Source organism: Stomatobaculum sp. F0698 (assembly GCF_030644385.1).
GTDB lineage: Bacteria > Bacillota > Clostridia > Lachnospirales > Lachnospiraceae > Moryella.
Genome location: NZ_CP130060.1, coordinates 197,740 through 218,423 on the forward strand (window position 1 = coordinate 197,740; position 20,684 = coordinate 218,423).

The following is a 20,684-nucleotide window of genomic DNA, read 5'->3' on the forward strand; positions in this document are numbered from 1 at the left end:
GAAAAAGTCCCGGGAGCAATTTTGCTCCCGGGACTTTTGTATAAAATCAAAGCTGTGAATACAGTGACTTGCCTCAGCGTTCAATGGCAGGCTTTTCCGCTTCGCCCGAATTGGCTCTCCGTGCGAGCAGCTCCGCATCCGCCTTTGCGACGCTTTCCAAGTGGCGATCGGCGATGGACTGCAGGTCCTCACGGAGTCGCGCCTTGATCACGCGGATAATCAGCTCCTCGGACTCGTGGATACCGTAGCTTGCGGAGTTGATGCAGAGATCGTAGTGGACGGCGGCCCCCCACTGATAGCCGGTGTAGCGGTGGTAGAAGTGTCTGTGCGCCTTGTCCTCGCGCTTCACGAGCTGCGCCGCTTCCTTAAAGTTCAGCGAGTACATCTCCATTAAGCGCTTCACGCGGCTCTCGAAGGGCGCGGTGATGTAGATGGAGATGTGGGGAATGCCGGCATTTTTTAGAATCACATCGGCGGAGCGGCCCATCACGACAAAGTCTTCCTTCCGCGCGAGTTCCTCAATGTACTGACTTTGGTTAAAGAAGATGGCATCCGCGGTGGGCAGACCGTGGAAGCGGTTTAAGTTCGAGGTAAAGAGATTCATACCGTGCGCGCGACGAATTTCGTCAAGGCTCTCAATGATGTCCTGGTTCGGACTTGCCTCGCGCTTTGCCTGCAGGCGCTCCAGCACATCCTTAAAGATGGTTGCGTCGTAGTAGTTGATGTGCAGATCGTCCGCGAGCTGGAAGCCGATTTCCGTGCCGCCGCTGCCGTAGGAGCGGCCGATGCAAATCACAAGGTGGTCATCCTTCGAGAAGGGCTTTGCGCCGGTCACGAAGGGGTTTAAGAAGACGCGGGTCTGGTCGGAGATATCGCCCTTTGCGATTTCCTCTTCCAGCGCCTTGAGCTCCACAATAATGTCATTGTACTCGGTGAGCAGCTGCTTTCTGGCGGGGCCTTCGGGCAGGGTGCGCGCCATGTTGCCGATCAAGGCCATGTCGGAGAGAATCAGCTGTCCCTGCGGGCGGAGCGAGAGCTCACGCTCCAGAACCGAGAGCACTTTTTCGCGGCTTCCGATCAGGGTGCGGCCGAGCGAGGAACCGAGTTCTTGATAGATGGTTTCATCCAGTGCGTAAATTTTTTCTGCCAGTGCGCGGCAGCGAGCATTCAGTTGTTCCATGCGCTACCTCCTTAGAATAAGAAAAAGATCAGGGTGTCAATCACGAAGACAGGCACCAGGAACACGAGTGCCCAGCCGATGTAGCCAAAGAACGAGGGCATGTGAATACCGTTTTCGTCCGAAATCGATTTCACCATGAAGTTCGGCGCGTTGCCGATATAGCTGTTTGCACCCATGAAGACAGCGCCGCAGGAGATTGCCTCCAGGAAAATCTGGGGTATCGTGCCGACGGTGGTCGTGAGTCCGGTCGTCATGCCGAGCGTACCCGCCGTTGTGAGGAAGACCAGATAGGTCGGTGTGTTGTCGAGGAAACTCGAGAGCAGACCGGTTGCCCAGAACATCTGGAAGGGCTCGGTGAGACCGAGCTTCGGGCCCATTTCCTTTAAAATCATGAGAGCGGGCTGCATCGTGATGAAGATGCCGATAAAGAGCTCGGCAACCTCCTGGATGGCACCCCAGGTAAAGTGGTTTGCGCGGCGTATTTCGTCCGGCGTCGTCTTGAAGGAGAGGAAGGCAGCCGCGAGAATCAGCGCAATCTCAATGATGGTCGGGAAGCCCAGTGTGACTTCGCCGATGATGTGAAGGCCGCGCACGGTTCCCTCTGCGGTTTGGAACATGGGGTTCGAGGGCAGGGTTCCGCCGAGCACCACCGCGATAATAATCATCAGCAGGAAGATGATGTTGTGCGCGCCGCGGAGCGAAAGCTCCGTGCCGGGCTTCGAGATATCCGGGCGGTAGCCCCTTCTCACATCCTTCAGGTAGTAGTGCTTGTCAAGCTGCCAGAAGACCGTCAGCAGAATTACCAAGTTGAAGATGAGAATCGGGAAGAGGTGCAGACTCCAGAGGAAGGGCACCCCGCGCATAAAGCCCATGAGGAGCGGCGGATCGCCAAGCGGTGTTAAGCAGCCGCCCATGTTTGAAATCAGGAAGATAAAGAAGATCATGATGTGGCGCTTCTGGCGTCTCCAGGCGTTGATCTTAATCATCGGACGAAGCATTAACATGGAGGAACCCGTGGTGCCGATGATGCTCGAGAGCAGGGTGCCGATCAGCAGGAACAGCGTGTTCACGAAGGGGGAACCCGCAAGATCTCCGGTGAAGGTGATGTTGCCGGCCACGCAAAAGAGGCCAAAGAGCATCACGATGAAGGAGAGGTAGTCGTTAAATACGGTTTCAAGCACGGTCTCGGATGCTTTCAAGGGGCCGTACAGCACCGTGAACGGCACGATGAAGAGGAGAGACCAGAAAATGACCGCGTGAACGCGATGCTTCTCCCACCATTCACCCGCGACAAGCGGGACAACTGCTATGCTGAGCAAAAGGCCCGCGAAGGGGATGCACAGCCACGCCGGAATCAGAGTACTCATACACAAAACCTCATTTTCTCACTTTTTTTGATAGTCAATGCGTATGCTAAAACGAAACCGAGAAAAAAGCAAATCTTTTCGCCGAGAAGGCTATCGGTTTTCGCATATCTTGCTATCGTTTTTGGAAACAAGCAAAAAGTCCGGCCGAAGCCGGACTGATTTTGGTAGTTACAGGGTTTTGACGTGTGCGCGGAGCGCCGCGTAGGATTCGGGGCTTAAGTCGTGCTCTACCTTGCAGGCATCGTGCTCGGCAATGTCGGAGGGAACCCCGAGTTTCACAAAGAGCTTGGTGAGGGTCTGATGCCGGTCGTAAACACGGCTTGCAATGGCCTCGCCCTCTTCGGTCAGATAGATGTAGTTTTCGGCATCCATGCGGACCAGGCCGCTCTCTCGGAGGTGTTTCATCGCAATGCTGATGCTCGGCTTTGAATAACCCATGGCGTTCGCAATTTCAACGGAACGCACATGTCCGTTCTCCTCTCGGAGCATTAAGATTTTCTCGAGGTAATCTTCGGCGGATTCGTGAATTCGCATGAGACAGTCCTTTCCCGCGGCAGAGTAACCGCGCTGTTTCCTTTTTCTTTCATATTAAAAGTGCTATGTCAATCGTTCATCTGTGTTTCGGAAAGTATAACATGCGAACGTGGATAAGAACAAGGAAACTTATCTGTCAACAAGGAAATCATTATAAGCTGCGGCTAAAAGAACCGAGCGCGGACAAAATATGTTCTGATATCAGAGCTCGGAATCGGAAAGTGTGCGATAGCGACTTATGACTTCCTCTTTAAATTCCTCTTCGAGCGGAGAGAGCACGGTATCTTTCCGCGTCACGATGCCGAAGGTGAGGTGCTCTGTGCTCTGTAAGAGCGGAACCGAGATGACTTGGTAGAGTTCACTCTGGCCGGAGAATTCGGAAATCCCTATGGTATAAAAGCTTGTGCTCTGAATGAGGCGCATTTGCTCCTGGCGGTCGCAGACATAGATGATTTTCTGGGATTCGTTTAAATCGATGAGGCCGCTGTCGCTCGCAATGTGGTAGATAAAGTCCTCGTACTGTCCGGCATAGCGCACAAAGCCGTAGTCCTTGAGTTCCCCGATTTCGATAGCGGATTTTGTCTTGCCCTTCAGCACCGGATGGTCTGCGGCAAGGCAGACATAGGGGCGGAAGGTGGCAAGGGGGATAAAGTTCAGCTTTTTATCCGCAAAGCTCCGCTGGGACATGCTCTCGTTCGTGGTTGAGAAGTGGAGCACGCCTATATTTGACTTGCCGTCCACGACATCCTCCAGCACATTGGAGGCGGAGTTTTCAAACAGGTGATAGTGAATCGTGGTATCGTCCTGGTGGCGGCGGCAAATTTCGTTGAAACACTCGGAAGTGTGCGAAAAGCGGGTCATACTGACGCGGAGACGCGACTGCGCCGAGGCCGCCTGCGTCACATAGCGGTTCAGCTTTGCCATCTCCGCGAGGATGATGTTGCAGTGGTGCAGGTAGTCCTCCCCTTCCGGGGTCAGCTTGGTGCCGCGGCTGGTGCGCTGAAACAGCGTGAGGCCGCATTCCTCCTCGGTAATCTTTAAAATATGGCTCAGCTGCGGCTGAGAGATGAACATTGCCTTTGCGGCATGGTTGATGGATCCGTATTTTGCGATTGCGACAATGTATTTGATGTTATTTGCGTCCACGCCAGCCTCCTATTGTTTTTCTCGATAACATTATACAACAAAGAGGGCGAAAACAGAATGCAATAAGACAGATATTCCCAATGTCGATAACAGGTATCGGTCTCGGCAATTTTTTCTTGATGCATGCCTATGATAAACTAAATTGGTAAAAATGCATAAGCAATTAGCGATGCAAATCAAAGAATGGGGGGATTCGCAATATGGTTATGCAGGTTTTGGACGCAATAGACAGCTTTCTGTACTATCCGGTCTTATTGATCGTAATGGGTGCCGCAGGACTCTACTTTTCGGTACGCATGGGATTTGTACAGGTGCGCATGCTTTCGGAAGCAATTCGGGTGATGAAGGCAAAGCCGGCGGATAATAGCGGCACGTCGCCGTTTCAGGCGCTGATGATCAGTACGGCAAGCTGTGTGGGTACCGGTAACATCATCGGTGTCTCATCGGCAATTTGTCTCGGCGGCCCGGGCGCGGCATTCTGGATGACGATTATGGCGCTGCTCGGTTGCGCATCCTCCTTTACGGAGTGCACACTCGCGCAGGTTTATAAGAAAAAGAGCGCGGACGGCTCGAGCTACGGCGGCCCGGCTTATTACATTGAGGATGCGTTAAAGAGCAAGGGTTTTGCGACGATTTTCGTTATCTTCCTGCTTCTCACCTATTCGAGCGGCTTTAATATGCTCTGCTCCTACAACACCCAGTCCACCTTCCAGGCTTACGGCTGGTATCAGGCAAACCCGAAGCTTGCGGCCATGGCAATCGGCGCCGTGCTCGCAATTCTGGTCGGCATCTGCGTGATGGGCGGCGGCAAGCGCATTGAGAAGACCGCGGGTCTCGTGGTTCCGTTCATGGGCGTTGCCTATGTGGTGGTCACGCTGGTGGTCCTCGTCATGCATGCGGGCAGAATTCCGGCGGTCTTTGGTCGTATCTTCACCGATGCGTTTAACTTCCGCGCAATCTTCGGCGGCATTGCGGGTTCCTGCCTGGTCTACGGTATCAAGAGAGGTCTCTACTCGAACGAGGCCGGTGTCGGTTCGGCACCGAACGCGGCTGCGGCGGCTGTGGTTTCCCACCCGGCAAAGCAGGGCCTTGTACAGATGCTCTCGGTCTACATCGACACGATTATCCTCTGCAACGCGACGGCGCTCATGTGCCTGGTCTCCGGCATTGAGCCGACCAAGGAACTTGCGGGTGCACAGTGGGTGCAGACTTCGCTTCATGCGGTGCTCGGTACCTTCGGCCCGGTTTTCATCACGGTCGCAATGCTGCTCTTCTCCTTCACGACCTTAATCGGTAACCTCTACTACTGCGACAACGCGCTCGCGTACTTAAACAATAAGACCATGCCGAGTCAGGGCTTCCTGAGAGGCTTCCGCCTCTACGGCGTTATCATCATCTTTGTCGGCGCACTGCTCCCGATGGCGGCTGCTTGGGACGTCGCGGATATCATGATGGGCGGCATGTGCTTCCTCAATCTGATTGCCTGCGTGCTCTTAAGCCGCGTCGCAATCGGCACCTATCACGACTATGTGGCACAGCGCAAGGCGGGCAAGGATCCGGTGTTCCGTGCAAAGGACATCGGCCTCAATCCGGACGAGCTGGACTACTGGAAGGATTAAAACGCAACTTTAACTAGATAAGGGGAAAAACAATGGAACAGGATGTTCAACAGATTCTCGAAGCGGCACTCGCAGAGGGCAAAAACGTATTGATTGAGGGCAAGGTCGCAAGCTACATTCCGGAGCTTGCAAAGGCGGATTCCTCGAACCTTGGTTGCTGCATCATGATGGCGGACGGCACCACGTATCAGGCGGGCGATTACAATATCCCGTTTACCATGCAGAGCATTGCGAAGACCTTTTCGCTGATTCTCGCACTGCAGACTTCGGGCTATGACCACACCTTCTCGAAGGTCGGCATGGAGCCGACGGGTGACCGCTTTGACAGCATACTCCAGCTTGAGTTAAAGGACTGGAGACCGTTCAACCCGATGATCAATGCGGGAGCGATTGTGACGGCAGACTGCATTCAGGCGGCGGAGCCGTTTGAGGAGTTCCTTGCACTGGTCAGAAAGCTCTGCGCGAATCCGAACATCAAATTGAACGAGAAGGTGTACCAGTCCGAGAAGCGGACCGGCACCAGAAACCGTTCGATTGCTTACCTCTTAAAGAGCGATCACGTGCTGGAAGGCGAGCCGGAGGAGGTGCTGGATGTGTACTTCCGCATGTGCTCGGTCATGTGCACGGCAAAGGATCTCGCGCACTACGCGATGATTCTTTCCAACAAGGGTGTTGACCCGAAGACGGGAGAGCGCCTCCTCGATGCGGACATTGTTCGCATCGTGACCACCCTCATGATGCTCTGCGGCATGTACGATGAGTCCGGCGAGTATGCGGTGAAGGTCGGCCTGCCCTCGAAGAGCGGCGTGGGCGGCGGTATTGTTGCGGTCGGTCAGAACGGTATGGGAATCGGAACCTTTGGCCCGATGCTGAACAAGAAGGGTAACAGTGTGGGCGGCGAAAAGATGCTGCAGTATCTCTCCGAGCACCTCGGCTACCACATCTTTGCATAAGTTGCACCAAATAAAAATGAGGCTGTAAAAAATGCATATTGCATTTTTTACAGCCTTTTCGATAGAAGGAAGCTCTGTTATACTAAAATTATGAATACAATTGTCTCTATAGAACATTTAGAAAAGGTATATACGGCGCGCAAACTTTTTGACGACACTGCCTGCTATATCGGCGAGGGCGAAAAGCTTGCGCTGATTGGCGTGAACGGAACCGGAAAATCGACCCTGCTTCGCATCGTGGCGGGGGAGGAGAGTCCGGACAGCGGAGAGCTCATTGTGCGAAAGGGGCTGCAAATTCGCTTCCTCTCGCAGAACCCGAAGTTTTGCGAGGAAGAGACGGCGCTCTCGGCCTGCCTTCGCATGGCGGGCGGCGAAGTGCTCGGCGAGGACACGGTGGCGGCGGCCAAGAAGCTGCTTGCCGCGCTCGGTGTGACGGAACTTGATCTACCTTGCGAGACCTTGTCGGGCGGGGAGAAAAAGCGCATTGCCCTGGCGGGGGTACTGCTTCACCCGGCAGACCTTCTGATTCTCGATGAGCCGACCAACCATCTGGACGGCGAAACCGCGGAGTGGCTTGAGAACTACTTAAAGAACTTTCGCGGCGCTCTCCTCATGGTCACGCACGACCGCTATTTTCTGGATTCGGTCTGCACGCGCATTTTGGAATTGGACCGCGGGAAGATTTACTCCTATGATGCGAATTACGAGGGCTTTCTCGCGCTGAAGGCGGAGCGCCTCGACATTCAGCAGGCGAACGAGAGGACCAGACAGAGCATTCTCAGAAAGGAGCTCGCCTGGATGCAGCGCGGGGCGCGCGCCCGCGGCACCAAGTCAAAGGAGCGCATTGCCCGCTACGAAAAGCTTTCGGCGGAGAGCGGTCCGGAGGCAGAGGCTTCGCTCCAACTGGCATCCGCCTATTCGCGGCTCGGAAAGACGACACTCGCGTTTCAAAATGTGAGCAAGGGCTTTGACGGAAAGACGCTCTTCCGGGATTTCAGCTACCAGTTTCAGAAGAACGACAGACTGGGCATTATAGGAAGGAATGGCGCAGGCAAGAGCACGCTCCTAAAGCTGATCACGGGGATTGAGGAGCCCGACAGCGGCGAAATCGAAATCGGGCAGACCGTAAAGATAGGCTATTTCAGTCAGGAAAACGAGGCGCTCTCGGGTGAGCTCACGGTGATTGAAAGTGTCAAGGAGATTGCGGAGTTTGTGCCGAGCCCGGAAGGGCCGATCAGCGCCGCGAAGATGTTGGAGCGCTTCCTCTTCCCGAGCTCTCAGCACTATATGAAGGTCGAGAAGTTATCGGGCGGCGAGAAGCGGCGGCTGTTTCTCTTGAAAATCCTGATGGGCGCGCCGAATCTCTTGATACTGGACGAGCCGACCAATGACCTCGATATCCGCACCATGACCGTTCTAGAGGACTATCTGGACAGCTTTGCGGGCATAGTGATTGCGGTGAGCCACGACCGCTATTTTCTGGACCGAACCGTGCACCGCATTCTGGCACTCGAGGACGGCGTGATTTCGCAGTACGAGGGCGGCTACACGGACTATCAGGTCGAGAAGCTGAGGCGGGAACTGCTGCGCGGTGAGAATGTGGGCAGCGGCGCGGAAAGTACGGTGAGCGCCGAAAAAGAGGCGAGTAAGCAGCGTGCCGAGGAGACCAGACGGCAGCGTGCGCGGCGCATGAGCTATCAGGAAAAACAGGACTTTTTGCACATCGAGGACGAAATCGCTGCACTTGAGGCGCGCGTTGCGGAGATCGAGGTGGAGTATGCCGCTTCGGCGAGCGACTTTCAGCGTCTCACCGCGCTCGACAAGGAGCGCGAAGAAGTTGAGACAAAACTTCTGGAGCGCATGGAGCGCTGGGAATACTTGACGGAACTGCAGGCAGAAATTGAGGCAGAGAGGGAAAGTAAGGTATGAGTGGATTGAGTCGGGAAGAAAAGAGACGTTACGCAGCCATTTTACAGGAGGAGTTAATCCCGGCCATGGGCTGCACCGAGCCGATCGCGATTGCGTATGCGGCTTCGGTTGCGGGCAAGGTACTCGGCGAGGAGGCACGCCGCATGGAGCTTAGCTGCTCCGGCAACATCATCAAGAACGTGAAGGCGGTCGCGGTCCCGAACGCGGGCGGTCAGAAGGGCATTGCGGTCGCGGGCATTCTGGGCCTTGTCGGCGGCAACCCGGAGAAGCAGCTCGAGGTCATTTCGGTATGCGCGACACGGACAAGGAGATCCTGCGCGTTATGACGAACGAAGTCAATGTTGACGACTGTGTGTGAGAAAGGAGCGTAACAAGATGGAAAAGAGAGCAGTGATCGGTATTTCGACGGGGCTCATTACGGACGACGGCGGCATGTTCCCGGGCTATCGCCGCATTTATGTGAACGAGGACTACATCAACGCAGTGCTCGCGGCGGGCGGTGTGCCGGTCATGATTCCGATGAACGGCGACCGCGAGGCGCTTGCGGCTGTGGTTGACAAACTGGACGCGCTGCTGATTACCGGCGGCGATGACATCGACCCGATTCGCTACGGCGAAGAGCCGCACCGCGGCCTCGGCAAGATTGTACCGGAGCGCGATTTCTGCGATTTTACGCTCTATGAGCTCGCGAGAGAGCGCCACCTGCCGATACTCGGCGTGTGCCGCGGTTTCCAGCTCATCAACATTGCGGAGGGCGGCAGCCTCTATCAGGATCTGGGAGAGCGCAGCGGTGAAGTCTTAAAGCACTCCCAGGGACACAGCCCGCGCCTTGCAACTCACTCGGTGAACATAAGACCGGATTCGAAGATTGCTTCGATTCTCGGTGTCACCGAGCACCGCGTGAACTCCTTCCACCACCAGACGGTGAAGAAGGTCGGCACGCCGTTTACCGAGGTGGCGACTGCACCGGACGGTGTGACCGAGGCGGTCGAACTTCCGGGCGACGATTTCCTGATTGCGGTGCAGTGGCATCCGGAGATGCTGGAGAGTGTGGACCCGGTCATGCGGAAACTTTGGAGTGCATTCATTGCGGCGGGACTGCGGTACCGCGCGGCGAAGAACTGATTTGACAAGAAAGGCGGATTTTGTGAAAGAGAAGAATCAAAAGTTAGGATTTTGGTCCATCGTATTACTTACCATCAACGGCGTGATTGGAACCGGTATTTTCTTATCGCCCGGCAGTGTGGCGAAGCAGGCCGGCAGCATTGCGCCGGAGATTTACTTCTGCGCGGCGCTCTTTGCGGCGTGTCTCGCCGTGACCTTTGCATCCGCTTCCCGCTATGTCGTAAAGAGCGGTGCGGCCTATGCGTACACGGAGGCAGCGTTCGGTGAGAGCGTCGGGTTATATGTGGGTAGCACGCGCTTTGTTGCGGCCAGCATTGCCTGGGGCGTTATGGCGACGGGCGTTGTAAAGACCGCTCTCCAGATTTTGCGCCTCGACACGAGCAAGATTTCCAATGTGACCCTTGGCTTCCTCTGCCTCATGGTCATTTTGCTCATCATCAACATCTGCGGCATGCAGGTGTTCCGCTTTGTCTCGAACCTCTCGACCGTCGGTAAGCTCGGCGCCCTGGTGCTCACGGTGGTAGCGGGTCTCTTCCTGATTCTCACGACCGGCGTGAACCGCACCGCTGAGGTAGAGCTCCTCACGAACGATGCGGGCGAGAAGTTAATCCCGGCGCTCACCACGAGCGGCTTCGTGACGGCTGTCATCTCGGCGTTCTATGCGTTCACGGGCTTTGAGAGTGTCGCGAGCGGCTCCGGCGATATGGAGAATCCGGAGAAGAACCTGCCGCGCGCGCTCCCGCTGGCAATCGGCATCATAGCCCTCATCTACTGCGGCATTGTCTTTGTCGCCATGCGGATCGATCCGGTGTCTCTGGTCACCTCGAAGGATGTCGTGGTGCTCGCGGCGGTCTTCCCGAACCCGCTCTTAAAGGGGCTCATTGTCGGCGGCGCGCTGATTTCGATGTTCGGCATCAATGTCGCAGCGTCCTTCCTGACCCCGCGCGTACTCGAGGCCATGGCTTCGGACGGGCTGGTCCCGAAAATCTTCGCAAAGCGCACGGAGAGCGGCGTTCCGATTTACTCCTTCCTGCTCACCGTGACGCTTGCCATCATCATCCCGATGGCTTTTCAGTATGACATGCGCGGCATCATGATTATCAGCTCGATCAGCCGTTTCGTGCAGTTCGTGCTCGTGCCGCTCGCGGTCATCACCTTCTACTACGGCAAGAACCGCGGTCAGGTGATTGCGAACCCGAAGAAGAACTTTGTGCTGGACGTTCCGCTCTCCCTGCTTTCCCTCGGGCTCACGGTCTTCCTGCTCGCAAAGTTCAAGTGGGCGGCGCAGTTCTCCCTTCAGGTGGACGGTAAGACAGTGCCGAACTACTACGCAATCGTTGCGATGTTCATCGGGTATATTGTGCTTCCGGCGGGTGTCTACTTCTACCGCTCCCGCAAGAAGGCTTAATTCGTCGGTGTAAGCGCTTACAATCGAAAAAAGGCTTGACCTCTCCCGCGCATGGTGCTATATTCCCTTCAACAAAAGGGAGCGCCATACGAGAGAGGTCTTTTTCTATGAGTCAGAAGTTCGCAGTCAACGGCTATTGGTACTTTTACTTTTACGGCTTTACGGTCTGAAAGTAAGAGTGCTTTTTGCTGCGAATAAAATCTCGGGATATGTAACGGGATTGGAGACGTTTCCAAGGCGTCTGCGGTGAAAACACTTCACCGCAGGCGTCTTTTTTGTTCTTGTTACCCGCTGCACAGTTCGTTCAAACAGAGGAGAAAGCATATGATTATCATCATCAACAGCAAGACCAAGCCGGAAAAAGTAAGCGATCTGGTAAACTGGATTGAGAGAAAGGGCCTGAAGACCCATATCACGGAGGGTGATTATCAAAACATCATCGGCGTCATCGGTGATACCTCCCGGATTGATGAGGATCAGGTGAAGAGCTTTGACATTGTCGAGGCTGTGAAGCGCGTCTCGGAGCCGTTTAAGCAGGCAAACCGCAAGTTCCACCCGCACGACACGGTGGTTGAGGTGACACCGGAGGTGAAGATAGGTCACGGCAATTTCGGACTGATTGCGGGTCCCTGCTCGGTGGAGTGCGAGGAGCAGATTATCTTTGTCGCGCAGAGCGTCAAGGCGGCGGGCGCAACCATGCTCCGCGGCGGCGCGTTCAAGCCGCGCACTTCCCCCTACGATTTCCAGGGCCTGAAGGCAGAAGGACTGAAGCTTCTGCTTGAGGCCAAGAAGGCGACAGGCCTTCCGATTGTGACCGAGATTATGAGCGCGGAGCACATTCCGCTCTTTGAGGATGTGGATGTGATTCAGGTCGGCGCGCGGAACATGCAGAACTTTGAGCTCTTAAAGGAGCTCGGCAAGTTGAATAAGCCCATCCTTTTAAAGCGCGGTCTCGCAAACACCATCAAGGAGCTCCTGATGAGCGCCGAGTACATCATGAGCTCGGGCAACGAGAACGTGATTCTCTGCGAGCGCGGCATACGCACCTACGAGACGGCGACCAGAAATACCCTGGATCTCTCCGCGGTTCCGGTGCTGCACGAGCTCTCGCACCTTCCGGTGGTCGTGGACCCGAGCCACGCAACGGGCGTGGCGCGCTATGTAAAGCCAATGGCCATGGCTGCGGTCGCTTCCGGCGCGGACGGCCTGATTATTGAGGTACACAACGATCCGTCGCACGCACTTTCGGACGGTGCGCAGTCCCTGCGCCCGGAGCAGTTCGCGGATGTGTCCCGTGCGATTTCGCTGATTCGGAAGGCAACCGAAGAGGCAAATGCCTGAGCGCGGGAAAAAGTAGCAAGCAAACAGCGAAGATAAGCCGGTGCGGAGCGCCGGGACGGAGGAGAAACTGTATGGAACAGGTTCTGGTGCGGGCTTCAAGGGTTTACGAGGTAATCATAGGCGAAGGTGTGCTTTCGGAACTCGGCCTAAGAGCGGCGGCGCTGCTCCGCGGGCGGAGAGCGGTCATCGTGACGGATTCCAATGTGGGACCGCTGTATGCGAGGCGCACGGAAGAGACCTTGCGGGACGCCGGCTTTGCGGTGACGACCTTTACCTTTCCGGCCGGTGAGGCGTCAAAGAATCCGGGGACGCTCCTTGAACTCCTGACCTTCTTCGCGAAGCAGGAACTCACGCGAGAGGATGTTGTGATTGCGCTCGGCGGCGGTGTGACCGGAGATCTCGCGGGACTTGCGGCGTCTCTTTACCTTCGCGGAGTGCCCTGCATCCAGGTTCCCACCTCGCTGCTCGCCATGGTGGACTCCTCGGTCGGCGGAAAGACCGCAGTGGATTTGCCGGAGGGCAAGAATTTAGTCGGCACCTTCACGCAGCCCTATCTGGTGCTCTGCGACATTACGACCCTCGACACCCTGCCGAAGGAAGTGTTTGAAGAGGGCATGGCAGAAGTCATCAAGTACGGCATGATACGGAGTAAGGAACTCCTGGAACTTCTGCTGACCGACGATGCCGAGCGGAAGCGGGAGCGCGTGATTGCGCAGTGTGTGCGCTTAAAGCGCGATGTGGTCGCGGAGGATGAGCAGGATTTCGGCGAGCGCCAGATTCTGAACTTCGGACATACCCTGGGACATGCCATCGAGCGGGAGATGAACTATAAGCTTTTCCACGGCGACTGTGTCGCAATCGGCATGGCGATTATGACGCGGGCGCTGGTGCGGGACGGCCGCTGCCCGGAGAGCTGTGAGAAGATACTGGAGAAGCTTCTCAAAAAATATAAGCTGCCGAACAGCACGGAGCTGCCGAGCGAGCGCATCCTTGCGGCGGCACGCGCCGACAAGAAGCGCCGGGGCGAGAAGATTACGCTGATTGAGCCGAAAACGCTGGGCAACTGCGTGCTCGTGAAGACGGATTTTGCGGAACTCGCGCGACTTCTGGAGTTGGGGCGCTGAGAGAAAAACAGCCAAAGCGGAGCCATCCGCTTCGGCTGTTTTTATTTTTGAACCGAAAACTTGACAGATACAGGGTGGGGGTATATTATGGCTGTAGTTCAAGTGTACCCCCTGGGGGTATCAATCGGGAGAGGAGGTGCGAGGTGGCGGTGAACGAAGAGACGGCCTGTCCCCATTGCAGCGGCATGAAAAAGGTGCGGGACGGAGCTGAGCAGAGACAGCTCTTAAACCGACTGAACCGTATCGAGGGGCAGATACGCGGGGTAAAGAAGATGCTTGAGGAAGATGCCTACTGTATTGACATTCTGAATCAGGTTTCGGCAGCAAATTGCGCGCTGAACAGCTTTACCAAGGTGCTGCTTGCGGCACACGTAAAGTCCTGTGTCGCGGAGGATGTGCGCGAGGGCAATACGGAAAAGCTGGACGAGCTGGTCAGAACCCTGCAAAAGCTGATGAAGTGAGGCAGATGGTACCGGACGGGACAAGCATGAGAAAGAAGGTAAGATGAAGCAATATACAGTCAGCGGAATGAGCTGTGCGGCTTGCCAGACGCGGGTCGAAAAGGCAGTGTCAAAGCTGCCGGGTGTGAAGAGCTGCTCGGTGAGTTTGCTCACGAACTCCATGGGCGTTGAGGGCGATGTGACGTCAAGCGAGGTCATACAGGCCGTTGAGGCAGCGGGCTACGGCGCGGCGGAGAAGGATGCGGAGGAGCAGAGCCACGGAAGTTTTCAGGCGAAGCTCGCGGCCGAGGAAGATGCGCTAAAAGACAGGGAGACGCCGAAGATGAAGCGGCGACTTGTTGCCTCGATTTTATTTCTTCTGCCGCTTCTCTATCTCACGATGGGACATATGATGTGGGGCTGGCCGCTCCCGGCGTTCTTTGACGGAAACCATGTGGCCATGGGCCTGCTTCAGCTCCTCCTTGCGGCGGCGATTATGGTCGTGAACCAGAAGTTCTTTGTGAACGGTTTTAAGAGTCTGTTCCACGGCGCGCCGAATATGGATGCGCTGATAGCCATCGGCTCTTCGGCGGCCTTCCTCTACTCGACCGTGATTTTGTTTTTGATGACGCGGGCCGTGGTGGACGGCAACCAGGCCAAGGTCACGGAATACATGATGGAGTTTTACTTTGAGACAGCCGCAATGGTGCTTGCGCTGATTACGGTCGGCAAGATGCTGGAGGCCTACTCAAAGGGGAAGACAACGAGCGCTCTTAAGTCGCTCATGAAGCTTGCGCCGAAGACCGCGCGGGTTCTCCGAAACGGCGAGGAAGTCACGGTTCCGGTCGACAGTGTCCGGGTCGGCGACATCTTCCGCGTGAAGCCGGGCGAGAACATCCCGGTGGACGGCCTTGTGGTCTCCGGAAACAGTGCGGTGAACGAAGCCGCGCTGACCGGCGAGAGTCTGCCGGTCGACAAGGCGATCGGCGATGAAGTAAAGTCCGCGACCCTGAACCAGTCCGGCTTCCTTGAGTGCCGTGCGACCAGAGTCGGCGAGGATTCGACCCTCGCGCAGATTATCAAGATGGTAAGCGATGCGGCGGCGACCAAGGCGCCGGTCGCAAAGCTCGCGGATCAAATCTCCGGCGTCTTCGTGCCGGCGGTCATACTGGTGGCAATCGTGACGACCGTCATCTGGCTCCTCGCAGGCGGCAGCATCGGCTTTTCGCTGGCGCGCGGCATTGCGGTGCTCGTGGTGAGCTGCCCCTGTGCGCTGGGCCTTGCGACACCGGTCGCCATCATGGTCGGCAACGGTGTCGGCGCAAGACAGGGCATTTTATTCAAGAATGCCGAAGCGCTGCAGGAGACCGGCAATGTGCAGATTGTGGCGCTCGATAAAACCGGCACCATCACAAACGGCACGCCGGTTGTGACGGATGTGCTGCCGAACGGTGACAGGGATACGCTGCTCCGTGCGGCCTATGCGCTCGAGGCAAAGAGTGAGCACCCGCTCGCAAAGGCGGTCGTCGCCTATGCGAAAGAACAGGGACTTCCCTTAGAGGAGGTCGATGACTTTGCGGCGCTTCCCGGAAACGGTTTAAGCGCCGTGCAAAACGGCACGCAGCTCTTTGCCGGAAACTTGAGCTTTGTGCGCGGCAAAGTCTCGATTCCCGCGGAACTTGAGACAGCGGCGGATGCGCTCGCGGCCGTGGGTAAGACGCCGCTCTACTTTGCGGCGGGACAAGAACTGCTCGGCGTGATCGCGGTCGCGGACACGATGAAGGAGGACAGCGCGGCGGCAATCGCAGAGCTTAAAAAGCTCGGCATCCATGTGGTCATGCTGACCGGCGACAACCAAAAGACGGCCGAGGCCATAGGTAAGCAGGCGGGTGTCAACGAGGTTGTGGCGGGTGTGTTGCCGGACGGCAAGGAGGCCGTGATTCGGGCACTCCGGGAAAAGGGCAAGGTCGCCATGGTCGGCGACGGCATCAACGATGCGCCGGCATTGACTCGCGCCGACATCGGCATTGCAATCGGTGCGGGCGCGGATGTGGCCATCGACGCGGCGGATGTGGTGCTGATGAAGAGCCGTCTCACGGATGTCACGGCGGCGATACGTTTGAGCCGTGCGACCTATCGGAACATTCTGGAGAATCTCTTCTGGGCACTCATCTACAATGTGCTCCTGGTGCCGACGGCGGCGGGCGCCTACCTGCATTTCTTCGGCATCGCGATGAACCCGATGCTCGGTGCGGCGGCAATGAGCCTCTCGAGTGTCTGCGTTGTGAGCAATGCGCTGCGTCTTAATTTGTTCCGCGTGCACGATGCGCGGCATGACAAGCCGCTGCGGCATCATGTTACGGTAAATCAAACAGGGCGGCTTTTGGAAGCCGCAAGCGCCGAAAAGAGCGCGAAAGGAGATTTTATGAAGAAGGAACTTACAATCAAGGGTATGATGTGCGGACACTGCGAGGCGACGGTCAAGAAGGCACTCGAGGCACTGCCGGGCGTTGAGAGCGCTTTGGTGAGCCATGAGAAGGGCGAGGCGGTTGTCGAGCTGAGCAAAGAGGTCAGCGACGAGACGCTCAAGCAGGCAGTCGAAGAGAAGGACTATGAGGTGACCGGCGTTAAGAGTCTCTGAGTCGGAAGCTTGATTTGCAACGCGAGAGCATGACCATGGTCTCCGGGGCGGCGAAAGCCGTACCCGGAGATTTTTTTTGAAAAGAAACGACTTGCTATGGCGGAAATGGGGCTTTGTTTCGGCAAGGGTTGAAAAAGCGACACAGCGGCGCGCCGTGGTAAGTGATGTTCGGAGGAAAGAAGGAACGGTTTTACAAAAGTTTGTAAAAAGCGGTTTTGCGGCTTTTATTTATAAAAGCGCAGTGCTATCATTGGAGTTAGTTAGTGTTTTATAACTAATCCGCAATCAACGGATTCGGCCTACGGGAACGAGCCGCGGTCCGGGCGAAGAAGGGGGAGAAATGTATGGCGGAAGCAAGCAAACAAAACGAGCCGGAAAAAGGGAGGATGGCGAGCTTTTTCTATTATGTGACAAAGTTTGCGGCGGTGAGCAAAGCGAGCTACCAAAAGAGTGTCGTGCTGGCTTGCATCGGGGTTCTCTGCTCCATGGTCCCGTATTTTGTGATGGGCACCATGGTAAAGCAGCTCCTGCAGGGAGAGCGTAATTATGACGTATTTCTCCGTGAGGGAGGACTGATGGCAGTTTTTATTGTGCTCGGTATCCTCTTTCACACCTGTTCTACCAACTTGTCACACAAGACGACCTTCGCGCTGATCGCGGGGATACGGACGGAACTCTGCGAAAAGCTTGCGCGTCTGCCGCTCGGAACGGTGCGCGAGACGCCGTCCGGCGCACTCAAAAATATCATGGTCGAGCGAACGGATGCGATTGAGACGACACTTGCGCACGTGGTGCCGGAGTTTACGGCAAACCTGCTTGCGCCGCTCCTCATGTTTTTGTATCTCTGCCGCATCGATTGGCGTATGGCGCTCTTATCGCTCGCGACCCTGCCGCTTACGCTGCTCTGCCTGATGGCGATGTTTCGCGATTACGAGCGCCCCTTCCGCAGAACACAGGAGACCACCAAGGCACTGAACGATACGGCGGTCGAGTACATCGGCGGCATTGAGGTTATCAAGGCGTTCGGAAAGGCGGAGAGCTCCTATGCCCGCTTTGCGCGCGCGGCCGAGGAGAACGCGAACAGCTTTACCGACTGGATGCAGGCGAGCATTGTGCCGTTTTCCCTCAGTATGACCATTGCACCGGCAACCCTGATTGCGGTGCTTCCGCTCGGCGCGGTCTTTGTAATGCAGGGCACGCTCGCGTTTCATGACTATGTGATGATATTGATTCTCGCCTGCGGTCTGATTACGCCGCTCATCACGGCACTCAGCTACAGCGACGACATCGGCAAGGCGACTTCAATCTTCGGAGAGATTGACGCTGTCCTTACGCTTCCGGAACTCTCGCGTCCGGAGAAGAGTCGCGCCCTGCCGACGGACAGTGAAGTAAGACTTCGCGAGGTGCGTTTCGGCTACGGGGAAAAGGAGGTGCTGCACGGCGTAAACCTCTGCATTCCGGCCGGAAAGGTGACGGCCCTGGTCGGCCCCTCGGGGAGCGGCAAGTCGACCATTGCGAAACTGGTTGCCTCCCTCTGGGATGTGGGAGGCGGCAGCATTACACTCGGCGGTGTTGATTTAAGGGAACTTTCGTCGGAAGACTATAACAGGCAAGTTGCCTACGTTTCTCAGGACAGCTTTCTCTTTAATACAACAGTGCGTGAGAACATACGCATGGGAAGACCCGGGGCGAGTGATGCCGAGGTGGAGCAGGTCGCGCGAGACAGCGGCTGCTATGACTTTATCGCAGGACTCGAGAACGGCTTTGACACCGTGGTCGGCGGAAGCGGAGCGCATTTGTCGGGCGGTGAGCGCCAGCGCATTTCGATTGCCCGTGCGATGATGAAGGATGCGCCGCTCCTGATTCTGGACGAGGCGACCTCCTATGCGGATCCGGAAAATGAGTCGCTGATTCAGCGCTCCGTGGCAAGGCTTGCGCAAAATAAAACGCTGCTGGTAATTGCGCACCGGCTCTCGACCATTGTGAATGCGGATCAAATTGTTGTGGTACAGGCCGGGAGGATTGCGGCCTGCGGGACGCACGAGGCGCTGCTCGAAGAGAGTCCGCTCTACCGGAAGATGTGGGAGGCGCACAGCAGTGCAAGAGACTGCTCGGAGGAAGGAGGGCTGTCCGAATGATTGCGACACTCAAAAAGTTCTTTGCCTTTTGTTCCGCAAAACACCGCCGTATGTTTTATGCGTCGCTTTGGCTCGGGGTGTTGATTGCCTTCTGCGAAGTACTGAAATATCCGGCCATCAGCCTCATACTCCGCGGATTTTCGGAAGACAGAATGACGGGAAAGCTGATCCTGTTCAGCTTTCTGCTCCTGCTTATCGGCGTGCTCGCGGAGGCTGCGTTCCGCTCCAAACAGGCCATGCTCCAGTGCCGCGCGGGCTACGGGGAGTGTGCGAACAAGCGCATTGAAATTGCGGAAAAGCTGCGCTTTTTGCCCATGGGCTATTTTAACCGCACGAGCCTCGGCGATATCAGCTCGGTGACCACCAACACGATGGAGCTGCTCGGCGATGTGGCGACTCGCGTGGTGATGCAGACAACCCAGGGGCTACTCAATACAGCGCTCATTCTGCTGATGCTTCTGATCTTTGACTGGCGTATCGGTCTGATTGCCCTAATCGGGGCGCTGCTCTTTGCCCTGATTAACGCCCGTATGCAGCATAACAACGAGGCCTTGTCCGGACAAAAAATAGCGAACGACACCAAACTCATTGAGAATGTTCTCGAGTACATCCAGGGCATTTCCGAGGTAAAGTCCTACGGGCTGAGCGGAGAGTCCGAGCAAAAACTGAAGGATAGCATTGCGGAATCCGCCCGCTTGATGACCGACTTGGAGTTCGCGTCAAACCGCTACATGCCGCTGCAAAACGGGGTCCTGAAGCTCACGGGACTCGGGATTTTACTGGCCTCGCTGCGCTTTTATCTGGACGGCAGCATGGACCTGATCACCGCGGTGCTGATGATGGTCATGGCCTTTCATGTTTTTACGGGACTTTCGAGCATGGGCGCATATTCGGCGCTGCTCCGCATGGTGGATCTCTGTGTCTCGCGGGGGCAGGAGATACTCTCGCTTCCGTCGATGGAGATTGACGGCGAAGCGTATACGCCCGAAACGCATGACATTGCGCTCGAAGCGATTGACTTTGCGTATGAGAGCCGGAAGGTGATAGACGGCGTGTCGCTTCGCATTCCGTCCGGCACGAGCGCGGCCTTTGTGGGGCCCTCCGGCAGCGGTAAGACGACACTCTGCCGTCTGATTGCCCGCTTCTGGGATGTGCAGAGCGGAACGGTGCGCCTCGATCAAAAAGATGTGCGGGACTATTCGATTGACGCACTGATGGAGAACTTCAGCTTTGTGTTCCAGTCGGTATATCTCTTTCACGATACGGTCGCAAACAACATACGTTTCGGAAAGCCGGAGGCCTCGATGGAAGAGGTCATTGCCGCGGCAAAGCAGGCCTGCTGCCACGACTTTATTACGGCGCTTCCGGAGGGTTATGATACCGTGATCGGTGAGAACGGCGCCTCACTCTCCGGCGGGGAGCGGCAGCGTATCTCGATTGCGAGAGCCATCATGAAGGATGCACCCGTCATTATTCTCGATGAGGCGACCGCCAATGTGGATCCGGAGAACGAGAAAGAGCTCATGGAGGCAATCGCGGCACTCACGAAAGAGAAGACGGTCTTAATGATTGCGCACCGCCTGAAAACCGTGCGGGCGGCGAAGCAAATTTTTGTGGTCGATCGCGGGCGCATTGCGCAGCGAGGAACCCACGAGGAACTTCTTCGGGAGGACGGCATATACCGCAGATTTGTGGAGGCCAGAAACAAGGCGCTCAGCTGGAAGGTATGAACGCAAATC

At 56.3% G+C, this 20,684-nt stretch carries 17 protein-coding genes; 13 read left to right on the forward strand and 4 right to left on the reverse strand.

Features of this window, described 5'->3' with window-relative positions:
- Positions 1-73 precede the first annotated feature (73 nt).
- The 4 genes from QU660_RS00965 to QU660_RS00980 all read right to left on the reverse strand — a co-directional run bounded on the left by QU660_RS00965 (position 74) and on the right by QU660_RS00980 (position 4,227).
- Entirely contained in the window at positions 74-1,180 is a 1,107-nt protein-coding gene (locus QU660_RS00965) for a cytidylate kinase-like family protein (RefSeq protein ID WP_304946489.1), read from the reverse strand.
- A gap of 11 nt (positions 1,181-1,191) precedes the next feature.
- Complete coding sequence (locus QU660_RS00970) at positions 1,192-2,547, reverse strand: sodium:proton antiporter (protein ID WP_304946490.1); 1,356 nt, start codon at positions 2,545-2,547, stop codon at positions 1,192-1,194.
- 168 nt (positions 2,548-2,715) lie between these two features.
- Positions 2,716-3,081, reverse strand: a complete 366-nt coding sequence (locus QU660_RS00975) for a metal-dependent transcriptional regulator (protein ID WP_304946491.1) — start codon at positions 3,079-3,081, stop codon at positions 2,716-2,718.
- 201 nt (positions 3,082-3,282) lie between these two features.
- Positions 3,283-4,227 carry a LysR family transcriptional regulator gene (locus tag QU660_RS00980; protein WP_304946492.1) on the reverse strand — a complete coding sequence of 315 codons (945 nt, stop codon included), beginning with the start codon at positions 4,225-4,227 and terminating at the stop codon, positions 3,283-3,285.
- A gap of 200 nt (positions 4,228-4,427) precedes the next feature.
- On the opposite strand from QU660_RS00980, the gene QU660_RS00985 reads away from it, so the two are divergent.
- The 13 genes from QU660_RS00985 (at position 4,428) to QU660_RS01045 (ending at position 20,675) form a co-directional block, all read left to right on the forward strand.
- On the forward strand, positions 4,428-5,846 hold the full coding sequence (locus QU660_RS00985) for an alanine/glycine:cation symporter family protein (RefSeq protein WP_304946493.1): 1,419 nt from the start codon (positions 4,428-4,430) through the stop codon (positions 5,844-5,846).
- 32 nt (positions 5,847-5,878) lie between these two features.
- Positions 5,879-6,799: a glutaminase A gene (glsA, locus tag QU660_RS00990; protein WP_304946494.1), complete on the forward strand. Its 921-nt coding sequence runs from the start codon at positions 5,879-5,881 to the stop codon at positions 6,797-6,799.
- Between the two features lie 90 nt (positions 6,800-6,889).
- On the forward strand, positions 6,890-8,728 hold the full coding sequence (locus tag QU660_RS00995) for an ABC-F family ATP-binding cassette domain-containing protein (protein WP_304946495.1): 1,839 nt from the start codon (positions 6,890-6,892) through the stop codon (positions 8,726-8,728).
- Complete coding sequence (locus tag QU660_RS01000; RefSeq protein ID WP_308520917.1) at positions 8,725-9,054, forward strand: hypothetical protein; 330 nt, start codon at positions 8,725-8,727, stop codon at positions 9,052-9,054. The genes QU660_RS00995 and QU660_RS01000 overlap by 4 nt, the downstream gene beginning before the upstream one ends.
- 49 nt (positions 9,055-9,103) lie before the next feature.
- A complete protein-coding gene (locus QU660_RS01005; protein WP_304946496.1) occupies positions 9,104-9,853 on the forward strand; it encodes a gamma-glutamyl-gamma-aminobutyrate hydrolase family protein in 750 nt (249 codons plus the stop codon).
- 22 nt (positions 9,854-9,875) lie between these two features.
- The gene (locus QU660_RS01010; RefSeq protein WP_304946497.1) at positions 9,876-11,261 is read left to right on the forward strand and encodes an APC family permease; all 1,386 of its coding nucleotides are present in this window, start codon (positions 9,876-9,878) and stop codon (positions 11,259-11,261) included.
- A gap of 324 nt (positions 11,262-11,585) precedes the next feature.
- On the forward strand, positions 11,586-12,602 hold the full coding sequence (aroF, locus tag QU660_RS01015) for a 3-deoxy-7-phosphoheptulonate synthase (RefSeq protein WP_304946498.1): 1,017 nt from the start codon (positions 11,586-11,588) through the stop codon (positions 12,600-12,602).
- A 71-nt stretch (positions 12,603-12,673) separates the two neighbouring features.
- The gene (aroB, locus tag QU660_RS01020; RefSeq protein WP_304946499.1) at positions 12,674-13,726 is read left to right on the forward strand and encodes a 3-dehydroquinate synthase; all 1,053 of its coding nucleotides are present in this window, start codon (positions 12,674-12,676) and stop codon (positions 13,724-13,726) included.
- Between the two features lie 185 nt (positions 13,727-13,911).
- On the forward strand, positions 13,912-14,187 hold the full coding sequence (locus tag QU660_RS01025; protein ID WP_304947252.1) for a metal-sensing transcriptional repressor: 276 nt from the start codon (positions 13,912-13,914) through the stop codon (positions 14,185-14,187).
- Positions 14,188-14,230: 43 nt separating this feature from the next.
- Complete coding sequence (locus tag QU660_RS01030; RefSeq protein WP_304946500.1) at positions 14,231-16,807, forward strand: heavy metal translocating P-type ATPase; 2,577 nt, start codon at positions 14,231-14,233, stop codon at positions 16,805-16,807.
- A gap of 76 nt (positions 16,808-16,883) precedes the next feature.
- Complete coding sequence (locus QU660_RS01035; RefSeq protein ID WP_304946501.1) at positions 16,884-17,081, forward strand: hypothetical protein; 198 nt, start codon at positions 16,884-16,886, stop codon at positions 17,079-17,081.
- A gap of 70 nt (positions 17,082-17,151) precedes the next feature.
- Positions 17,152-18,945, forward strand: a complete 1,794-nt coding sequence (locus tag QU660_RS01040) for an ABC transporter ATP-binding protein (RefSeq protein WP_304946502.1) — start codon at positions 17,152-17,154, stop codon at positions 18,943-18,945.
- On the forward strand, positions 18,942-20,675 hold the full coding sequence (locus QU660_RS01045; RefSeq protein WP_304946503.1) for an ABC transporter ATP-binding protein: 1,734 nt from the start codon (positions 18,942-18,944) through the stop codon (positions 20,673-20,675). The genes QU660_RS01040 and QU660_RS01045 overlap by 4 nt, the downstream gene beginning before the upstream one ends.
- Positions 20,676-20,684 lie beyond the last annotated feature (9 nt).